Below are 10,310 nucleotides of genomic sequence, written 5' to 3' on the forward strand. Positions count from 1 at the left end.
ACAAAAAACTACCCTAAAGGGTAGTTACCATCTAATTTAAGCACCACAAAAAGTTCATAACTAATCAACATCATGTTAGTTTTAATCAATTTATGACGAACAAAGAATAGATTTTCTTCGGCAACTGGCTAGCATAGTCTCAATTGACCTTAGCCCCTTTAGCTTTGCGTCTTTGGATTTCTCCAAATTTGCCTATAAAATTTAGGATTTATACATTTTTTCATGCGATTTCTACAACTTTTACGCATTCCCATCATACAAGAAATTCCCAGTGAATGTAAAGTAGAATCTAGGTGTCAAGATTGTCACCCATTTAACTTTAATAGCATTTTATCGAATGCTTCCCCAATAAAAAATTATCTTTTTTATGTCACAATTGAGAATTACTTTAATTTTTTTGGTAAATCATAACGATGAAGGAGGTGACAAATGATGTCAGGAAAAATGCATAAATATAATGAAAAAAAAGTTAAACAACCTGGTAAAGTTTATGAAGCAGGTGAACCTGTTCCAGGAACTGGAGTGACAACTAAGAAAAAAGAACAAAAACATTAATGACATTTAATATCAGTCCTTTTTTACCTCAAAGAAAATGGACTGATTCTCTTAAATTGTAATCAATTTTAATAAACGAATCAGAACCTCAAATAATTAAATAGGCCGCTAATGATTAGCGGCCTATTTAATTTCAATGGAATATCTAAACGCTTTACTCGTCATCTGTGAACCCTTCTTCAAGTATTTTATCATGGCTGGCGCTTAGTTTTGAATATCTTCAAAATAATACTTCACTGAATCTGGTACAAGATAAATATCGTAAATTTCATATCGGTCTTCTTCTGGCCATGGAACAAAGGAGACAAGTATCATTTCCCCATTATCTAACTGCATCATGACGAAGTTTGAATAACTCACTCCTGTTGAGCCTGTCATATTTTTTAATCCTAGAAACTTTTCATACGTTGCCTTTTCTTTGAATAGATCATGAAATAATTCAACATATTCTTTATAAGACTCGTCGTCTGTTTGAACTAAATTTCCTGTTAAAGTTGAAAATAATTGAATGGATGTATGAATCGGTGTTTCCTGTAGATTCTCTTGTCTTTGACACCCTGCTACGATGAACAGTAACATCATGATCATGATTTTTTTTAACATTTCATTCCCCCCTTTAATTCATCACATTTAAGCGCTATTAAATTTCATAATATCAGCTCCTACAAGACATCATGTCCCTTTATATCTCGCATCTTATATTTTTCCCCCTCATTGCAATCATGGTTATCCTTTTCTTTAACATCCTATTCCCCTTACTACTAAAACGATTATACCATTTTTTAACAATATTTATTTATCATTGTATTAAAAAAGTGCTATCTCAAGGATAGCACTTTTGGTTATAGTTCTAATTCATAGTAATCTGATGATGTAATGAGTGTAAAGTTCAATGCCTCTTCTTCGAAGTTAACTAAAATTTTTGAGGCAAGTGTGTTATTTGTTTTGATAACGTAATCTTGTAACACAGCACTTAGAATTTGTCGATGTTCTTCTTTCATTTCAAAGACATTGACGTAGGCCGTATTAAGTTTTAGGTTGAGATCCGATGGTTTATAAATGAATAACAATCCACCTGTCATACCGGCACCAATATTCGCGTCCACATCTCCTAAGGAAATAACAACTCCACCTGTCATGTATTCACAGGCATGAACTCCCATTCCGTGATTGATTGCCGTTGCACCTGAGTTACGGACGGCAAAACGTTCTCCAACTCGCCCTTCAAGATAACATGTTCCTGAAGTCGCACCGTAAAGAATCGTATTTCCAGCAATTAAGTGATGATTGATATATTCAGGGTTTTCTTCTTCTAATTGGCGAATCGTCTCATTAACTTTAACGGTAATACGTCCGCCACTTAATCCTTTACCAACATAGTCATTGGCATATCCAGTATGAATAAGTTCAACACTTTCATTCATGAAGGCTCCAAAACTTTGTCCAGCATAACCATAAGTTTCAAATGTACGCATTTGATCACTTACGAGTTGCACCCCAAGTGTTCTTAAAGAAGAATCAATAGTATTTACTTCGTTTGCCACTAACTTTGGCACTGGTATCTGCTGTTTTCTCACATTCATATCTTGAGTCACAGGCAATGGTTGTAACCAATCTAATTTTAAATGATTTGGCACAACTAAAAGGTCTGTGCGTCCACGAAGTTCTTCAAGTGATTTCACTCCAAGGTAAGACATAATTTCACGTGTTTGGCGCGCCACATAAGTTAAATAAGTTTTTAATAACGTCGGATCTTGTTTGAGGCGAGCACGCAATGTTTCATCTTGAGTGGTAATTCCAGCGGGACATTTACCTGTATGACATTGTTTACATCCGATGCAGTCTACCATGACAAGGCACATGGTTCCGATTCCGAATTCATCGGCTCCAAGGATTGCTCCCATGACCACGTCATACCCTGATTTAATTTGTCCATCAACTTGGATAAACGTTTCATGACGTACATCATTTTCTAGTAATGATTTGTGCGCTTGATATAGCCCATATTCCCAAGGAAGTCCCGTGTATTTTAGTGAAGATTTTGGTGAAGCACCTGTTCCTCCATTAAATCCTGAAATAACCACTTTAGCAGCTCCTGCTTTAACCACTCCATTTGCAATCGTTCCAACGTTTGCAAGTGATGCTAATTTAACACTGATCAGAGCAGATGGATTTGTTGTTTGTAAATCATGAATTAACTGCGCTAAATCTTCAATGGAATAAATATCGTGGTGAGGGGGTGGTGAAATTAAATCTACACCTTGTTTGGCATAGCGAACGCGGGCAATATTTTCATCAACTTTTGATTTTGGTAAATGTCCACCTTCTCCAGGTTTTGCACCTTGTGCCATCTTGATTTGAATTTCTTCAGCGCTACGTAAATACTCATAGGTAACACCAAAACGGCCTGAAGCAACTTGCTTCACTTTTGAAGCGGTCATCGTTCCAAAACGTTCAACAAGTTCCCCACCTTCACCGCTATTTGAAGATGCTCCAAGTTCATTAAAAGCACGGGCAATCGTTTCATGAGCTTCAATAGATAAAGCACCGTATGACATCGCTGATGCAACAAAATGACGAATAATCTCTTCGACTGGTTGAACGTCTTCGATTGCTATCGATTGAGTTCTGTTTAAGCTTAAGCAATCACGAAGGTTAATTTGGCGATTTCTTTCTTCTTCAGTTAAGCGTTTGAATCCATCATAATCATTAGCGGATATGACAGCTTTAATGTCTTTGATGAATTTTTTTGAGTATGCGTGATTCATGAAGATTGAGTCCATGTTTTGATATTCATTGACTTTTGCTAAATCTAGCCCTTCTCCTAGTAATCCCGCTTCAATGTCTTCGTAGGATTTCCCACCAAATAATGATGATTTACTTGTAAATAAAGAGGTCACCTCATCATTTAGACCAACAACTTCAAACACTTTTGATCCACGGTACGAAGAAATCGTTGAGATTCCCATTTTAGCCATTTGTTTTAATAAAGCGGCTTTACATCCATTTAAATAATTTTTAAGCACTGTTTCTTTATCTTCTACATTTTTTGTAATGACGTGATAGCAGAAATATGGATAGATGAAGTCACCTCCATAAGCAAGTAACATTGCAAAATGAATCGGTAAACGGGCATCACCACATTTTAAGATGAGTCGAACTTCTAGACGTTTCCCCATTTTAACTAATACTTCATGCGCAATACTTGTCGCCATTAAAGATGGAATGACTTTTCCTTCACATTCATCGTCTAAAATAATGATATGAACACCTTCATTTGTTGCCTCAATGACGCTTTGTCTGAACTTCGCAACAGCATCACGTAAGGTGGTGTCAATTTTTAACGATAGGTGAATGTGTTTGAATGTGGTTTCCTTTAGTAAAGTTTCATATTGATTTTGCATTAAAATAGGTGATTCTAATTGATACACTGGGTAAGTTAATGGCTCATCTTTTAATGAGACAACCGGTGTTAAAAAAGTCTTTAATGAGAAGACTCTTTTTTCACGGATTGAATCCAGTGGTGGGTTGGTTACCTGTGCAAAATTTTGTTTGAAGTAATCGAAGAATAGTTGTGGACTAGACTTTAAAATATTCAACTGTGCCGTATATGGAAAAGATCCAATGGCTTCCTTTCCCGTCTCCACTAATGATTTTAACTCTTGCATGTATTCGGCTTTAGTGTAGGCAAATTTTTGTGTGTAATCTGCTACTTCTGCGTTAAAGTCATACTTTGCAGCTGGTTTGATTATTTTTTTTGTTAACCACTCATGATATGGATGTTGCGCCGCTAACATAGCTTTGACTTCCTCGTCTTTTGTGATGATTTGGTTGTCTAAATCAATGCAAAGTAGCTCGCTTGCTTGAATTCGGCTTGCCATTTTGATGTTTTCAAGCGGTGTATTTAGGACCCCAATTTCTGAGGCTAAAACGACTTGTTTGTCTGTTTGAACGTAGCGGAATGGACGTAATCCATTGCGGTCAAGAGTAGCAATTAATTTATGCCCATCACAAATAATAACCCCTGCTGGCCCATCCCATGGTTCTTGTTTTAAATTACTATATTCATAATACGCTTTAAGTTCCTCACTCACACCCGCATCTTTTTCGTATGCTTTAGGTAATAAACGCGTCACGATATTTTCAAGGTCAAATCCTTCATAAATCCAAGACTCAAGCGTTCGATCAAGATTTGCACTGTCTGAATGGCGCTCATTACAAATTGGATAAACGTCTTTATGAGTCGCAAGTCCAACGCGTGAATTTGACCATTCAATATTACCTGACACCGTATTGATTTCTCCGTTGTGTGCTAAATATCGGAATGGCTGTGCTAAATTCCAAGATGGATTGGTATTGGTTGAGAAACGTTGATGTACGATACAGAAGTTTGAATGGAACGCTTCATCTTGTAAATCTAAGTAATAATTCGGTAATTCTTCAGGTGTCAATAATCCCTTATAAACAACTGTTTTTGCTGAGCATGATGATATATAACACGTACGATCAGCTAAATTAGCAAACTTCCATTGTTGCTCAATGCGACGACGCACCTTATATAATGTCACTTGGTCTTCACAATCTAAAATAAATTGCATAATAAATGGTTCTGTTGCACGTGCCTTTGGTTTTAAAAGAGTTGAATCAACAGGCACCACGATTTCTTTCATGACCTCAACATGATTTGATTTCATTGCATCATGTATAATATCTAATGCTTTTTTTCTTTCAACTAAATCTTTTGGTAAGAAAGTCATCATAAGGGCAAATGAACCTTTGATGTCATATTTTTTTTCATAATAATGATGGGGAATTTGCATTAAAATCCCACATCCATCACCTGTCCCATCCTTCGCTTTTCCCCCGCGATGGCTGAGTGCTTTTAAGAGGGTCATCCCCTGTTGAATAATTTCATGGCTATAAGTTCCGTCAAGATTAGCGATGGCCCCAATCCCACAATTTGAATGATCAAACATCATGCTTTCCTCCTTACTCCTACATAAGTATCTCCCAATTTTAGGTACTTATGTTAATTATCATATGAAGTGTTCATATCGTCAACTATCATACGACCTTTTCTGACACTTAAGGATAAAAAAAGAGAGCTAAGTCGGACATTAGCTCATCTTAATTTGATTTCACTTTTTTCGGCTTACTTAATTGATCTAATTTCCAAGGCAATCGATTGGCTAAGACAACATAAGATTCAAATCCTAAAATTAGTGTCGCGATAAGATATAGGGGGAAGCTAACTTGTATCGCAGTAGCTATTATTCCTACTAAATGCCCAATTTTCGGCATCCGACTTCGACTGCATTCATGATATGTATAAGCATGAAGTAATAATAAAACGACTAAACTAAATGAATTAATAATAAAACCACCAAGTAATCGACTCGTCCATAACTGAGTGGCTGGGATTAAGAGTAACATAAAAACAATTTGTAAAAAGATTGTTCCTAATTTTAAAAAACCTATTTCTTTTCTGATCATCTTATTTCCTCCTTTACCTATAAAATATGCAAAGGCCTAGAATTGGGAACTAAAGTTTTGACTATCATCAATCATTTTTTTAAAAAGCAAATTTCTAAAATAAGACTCAAAAAATTTATCTATTTTTTTCCTAAACATATTTAAAGGAGCCAATGTTTGGCTCCTTTTGTCAGTTTTAGTTTGTTTTTTTATAGGCTGCTTTCTCTGAAGAAACCAGCATAATGATTAAGAAGATTAATAAAAAGTAAGGTAACATTTGTAATCCTAGAACTTTTGATAGAGCGCCAAATAGTGGTGGAATTAAGGTGCTTCCCACATAGGCTGTTGCCATTTGAATCCCCATTAAACGCTGAGATAATTCTTTTCCAAATCGATTCGGCGTTTCGTGAAGCATTGCAGGATAAATTGGTGCACATCCTAATCCAATGAAGATGAGTCCTATTAATTTAAACACACTAGTGATAGGTAAGACTAAAAGAATAGCTCCTATGATACAAATTGTTTGTCCGATTCGGATCATTTGTGTATTCGTTAATTTCATTGTTAAAAATCCAGCAATGAATCTTCCGACTGTAATCCCTAAGTAGTAAAATGAAGCCCATTTAGCGGCCAATTCAACAGCTAGTCCATCGTTTACAACTAAGTAAGAACTGGCCCATAATCCGGTGGTAAGTTCCACTGCACAATAACAGAAAAAGGCGATAAGTGTCGGTTTTGCTCCTGGAATTTTCAATAATGATTTTATTTTGATACCATTATCGTCTTCCTCCTCCACTTTCTGAGTCGTTTCAAATTGACGCCATAATGGTAACGAAATAAACAAACAAATAACGAGTATCGCTTGAATGATTCCGATGGTTGCGTATCCGATTCGCCATCCATTTTGATTGAGTAGAAATAAAGACATGATGAATGGTCCTGAGGTCGCGCCAATTCCCCAAAAACAGTGAAGCCAGTTCATGTGTTTCGCTTCATAATGAAGAGCGACAAAGTTATTTAAGGCAGCATCCACTGCTCCAGCTCCGATTCCTAGTGGAATTCCAAGAAGACAGATCCAAATAAAGCTTGGCGCAAAATAAATCCCGAGTAAGCCAGTGGCTGTTAAGAGTACACTGATGGTGGTGACTTTTCCTGTTCCAAATTTTCGAATCATTTTTTCGCTGAAAAAACTTGAGATAATGGTTCCTCCACTGACAATCATCGTCGCGATTCCGGCATAAGAAATAGGAACATTTAAATCAGTATGCATCAATGGCCATGCTGAACCTAGAATGGCGTCTGGTAAACCAAGACTAATAAAAGCAATATAAATAATTATGAGCAAAATTGTTAACATATTTTCCCTCCCCTTTATATCCATTATACTCATTTTTGTTAAGTTTTTTGAAGTATTAAAACCGTTACCGAATATTTTATGGAGATTAAAGGTTGGAAGCACTAAGTCATGCATAGATTTTATCAATCAAAATAAAAAATTCAGACTCTGAAGTAGAAGCTAGATTTCAAATACTAAGAAAATAAATAAAGGAATTTCCTTAATTCTGTCCTTTATTATCCCTATCTAACACATATAAATTTAAAACAGACTGAGACTGCTAAGCAAAAAAATAATTCTGTTTGAAGATAGAATAACTCTAAATATGATATAATATAGGCATTTTAATCTATTATTAAGAGGTGAAGATTCATGAACTTGAACCATCTACAATATTTTCGAGTTTTAGCTAAACTTGAGCATTATACACAGGCTGCTGAACAACTATCAATTACTCAACCAAGTTTGAGTCATGCTATTTCATCACTTGAGAAAGAATTAGGAGTTTATTTATTTGAAAAACAGGGACGTAACGTTCGCCTCACCAAATACGGACGATTTTTCTTAACTTATGTTGAAACAGCGTTAAATGAATTAGAACTTGGGGAAAAGAAACTACGTGAACTAGCAAGTAATACACAGGGTTCCATTGAATTAGGATTTATTTGCACACTTGAAGGGTTATTTGTCCCAACACTCATCAATCAATTTTTACAGCAAGATGATTATCAGAATGTCCATTTTTCTTTCGCACAAGGAGAATCCAATCAGTTATTGCAAGGGTTAAAAGATGAAAAGTATGACTTAATACTTTGTTCATATGTTGACAATGAACCTGACATTGAGTTTGTTCCCATTACTGAACAAGAGTTGGTTCTCATTGTACCAAAGAATCACCCTCTTGCTCATCAAGATGAGATTGATTTAGTAGATACAGTAGACTATCCATTTATATCTTTTAATAAAGAAACCGAACTTCGACATACGATTGATGATTTATTCTTAAAATCAAATACAAAACCAAATATCATTTGTGAAGTCGAAGAAGATAGCGTGGTTGCTGGATTAGTCGCTTTTAATTATGGAATTGCGATTTTACCTCGAGTTACTATACTAAATCAATTCGATGTAAAAGTAATTAAGATTTCAAATCCTAATCCCACTCGCTATATTTATTTAGCCAGTGTTCGGAATAAATCTATTAGTCCAACTCTAATGGCATTTAAAAACTTCATTATTGCTCAAACGAAACATGAATTATTGAAATAAAAAAGGCATGAAGCGCGCTTCATGCCTTTTTATTGCAAATCATTTTTAACTTTGACTAAATATTTATGAATGAGGTTATAATCATCCTCACTCAAGGTTTGATCTTCTATCATTTGAATTAATAAAATTTCAAGATTTTCAACTTCATTGCTCGTCTTCATCTTTAAATCCTTCCCTTATAACTCGATACTCAATTCCTTTCACATCATGATTATAGTCTTTTTCATATACCCATAAATCAATACGATTATCTCGACTACAAGCGCCACAGGCATCTAATACGATTGCTTTTTGCGCATCACCTGATGGATAAGTGATTTCTAAGATAGTTCCATAATAATTAGGAACTCCACGTTCATTAAGTCCGACTTCTAATACTTCATTAATATTTACTGCAACAATCGGTAACCATTCTTGGTATTCATCATCATAAAAATGCATCACATTATTAATATTACGAATTTCTGTATCATTATAAGATAAACCATAACCGACTTTAACTTCACCAGACTGAACACTGTAAAAGGTTTGTCTATAATCTTTATAAACTGATTCAGTTTCTTCTATACCTGCATCTGGTTCTGAATCATGTGTCATTGCGATTGGTGCAATATCACTTTCTTCACCTGAGTTTAATTTAGCAACCTGCTGTGTTCCCTCATCAGATTCCACTTCCTCATTCACAAGCACCTCATTTTCAGACTGCTCTACTGCCTCTGATAATGCAGAAAATAATTTTTCATTTGCCACTTGCTTTTTTATGTCATCAGAAGTAATCATTTCTGAATTTGACTTATTTAATTGTTTAGAAGTAGTTTGAGTTTCTCCTGTTTGTGACTCCTGTTTTTGCAAAACATTTGAATTTGATACGGTTTTTAAAGTACTGTTTTCTGTTTTATTTTCCATCGTTGTCATAACTGTTGAGCTTTGAATATTTTGCTTTTCATTAGTAACGGGCATTCTAACCGATGAAAAAGTGAATATTACGGTTAAAATTAAATTTGTTATAACTGTCAGCATATTTCACCTCGATTTGGATTTAATAACAGAAATCACAGGTATAGTATGAACCGATTTTTTTATTTTAAACACGCTTTTATTTTTTTATTTTTAAATTCTGAATATTTTTTTGTCGTTTTCACACAATAATTAGTGTTTTGAATTTCACTAATCTAATTGAAAACTTGCGAAAGATTTAAAAATCGAGTATAATTAATTCTGTAAGTTAAGTGATAAATTAACCTGGGGATGTTACGGATTCGACGGGGGCATTTGAGCTTAATAAGCAAGCCGTGTTCGCCCACGTTAAAAGGTCGAGGTTTATAATAACCGGAAAAACAAACTTACAATTAGCTGCTTAATATAACGTAGCTGCCTACTCACTCAATCGCCCATGTTGAATGTTTAGGCTCACTATTAGTGGGATACGCTAGTCTGTGCCGTTTGAATAGCCTAGAAGAGATTATCAAACTCGCGGTCTGACAGGTCTGTCGCCTAACCAGTCACCCGTTAAATTCAATAGGAGACTAAGCTTGTAGAAAGTTAAGTGGTCGGTGTTTTCGGACGGGGGTTCGACTCCCCCCATCTCCACCATAATATCCACGTCCGCAACTGTTACAGGAAAAACACAAAATAAAAACCATTATCTGAGTTCAGATTCAATCCGAGTTGAGATAAT

The 10,310-nt window shown here is 35.3% G+C and carries 8 protein-coding genes, 1 other RNA gene and 1 riboswitch; of the genes, 3 read left to right on the forward strand and 6 right to left on the reverse strand.

The window, feature by feature from the left end; all coding sequences use genetic code 11:
* Positions 1-116 precede the first annotated feature (116 nt).
* Positions 117-203, reverse strand: a riboswitch (cyclic di-GMP riboswitch).
* 229 nt (positions 204-432) lie between these two features.
* Positions 433-555, forward strand: coding sequence for a hypothetical protein (locus J6D32_RS06995; protein ID WP_262949936.1), 123 nt, complete (start codon positions 433-435; stop codon positions 553-555).
* 204 nt (positions 556-759) lie between these two features.
* On the opposite strand, the gene J6D32_RS07000 is transcribed toward J6D32_RS06995, so the two are convergent.
* The 4 genes from J6D32_RS07000 to J6D32_RS07015 form a co-directional block, all read right to left on the reverse strand.
* Positions 760-1,158: a hypothetical protein gene (locus J6D32_RS07000; RefSeq protein ID WP_006784109.1), complete on the reverse strand. Its 399-nt coding sequence runs from the start codon at positions 1,156-1,158 to the stop codon at positions 760-762.
* A 239-nt stretch (positions 1,159-1,397) separates the two neighbouring features.
* Positions 1,398-5,531 carry a glutamate synthase large subunit gene (gene gltB / locus J6D32_RS07005; protein ID WP_287467454.1) on the reverse strand — a complete coding sequence of 1,378 codons (4,134 nt, stop codon included), beginning with the start codon at positions 5,529-5,531 and terminating at the stop codon, positions 1,398-1,400.
* Between the two features lie 151 nt (positions 5,532-5,682).
* Positions 5,683-6,048 (reverse strand): hypothetical protein, encoded by a 366-nt coding sequence (locus J6D32_RS07010; protein WP_147633636.1) that lies wholly within the window; start codon positions 6,046-6,048, stop codon positions 5,683-5,685.
* A gap of 175 nt (positions 6,049-6,223) precedes the next feature.
* Complete coding sequence (locus J6D32_RS07015) at positions 6,224-7,384, reverse strand: MFS transporter (protein ID WP_006784113.1); 1,161 nt, start codon at positions 7,382-7,384, stop codon at positions 6,224-6,226.
* Between the two features lie 351 nt (positions 7,385-7,735).
* On the opposite strand from J6D32_RS07015, the gene J6D32_RS07020 reads away from it, so the two are divergent.
* Positions 7,736-8,632: a LysR family transcriptional regulator gene (locus tag J6D32_RS07020; RefSeq protein ID WP_006784114.1), complete on the forward strand. Its 897-nt coding sequence runs from the start codon at positions 7,736-7,738 to the stop codon at positions 8,630-8,632.
* A gap of 29 nt (positions 8,633-8,661) precedes the next feature.
* Here J6D32_RS07020 and J6D32_RS07025 read toward each other — a convergent pair whose 3' ends face one another.
* Together J6D32_RS07025 and J6D32_RS07030 are read right to left on the reverse strand one after the other, a co-directional pair.
* Positions 8,662-8,793 (reverse strand): hypothetical protein, encoded by a 132-nt coding sequence (locus J6D32_RS07025; RefSeq protein WP_009607026.1) that lies wholly within the window; start codon positions 8,791-8,793, stop codon positions 8,662-8,664.
* Positions 8,777-9,652 carry a hypothetical protein gene (locus tag J6D32_RS07030; protein WP_229059776.1) on the reverse strand — a complete coding sequence of 292 codons (876 nt, stop codon included), beginning with the start codon at positions 9,650-9,652 and terminating at the stop codon, positions 8,777-8,779. Before J6D32_RS07030 ends, J6D32_RS07025 begins: the two co-directional genes overlap by 17 nt.
* 224 nt (positions 9,653-9,876) lie before the next feature.
* Here J6D32_RS07030 and ssrA point away from each other — a divergent pair.
* Positions 9,877-10,225: a transfer-messenger RNA gene (gene ssrA / locus J6D32_RS07035) on the forward strand.
* The last annotated feature ends 85 nt before the right edge of the window (positions 10,226-10,310 follow it).

This window comes from Turicibacter sp. (assembly GCF_017941855.1).
GTDB lineage: Bacteria > Bacillota_I > Bacilli_A > MOL361 > Turicibacteraceae > Turicibacter > Turicibacter sanguinis.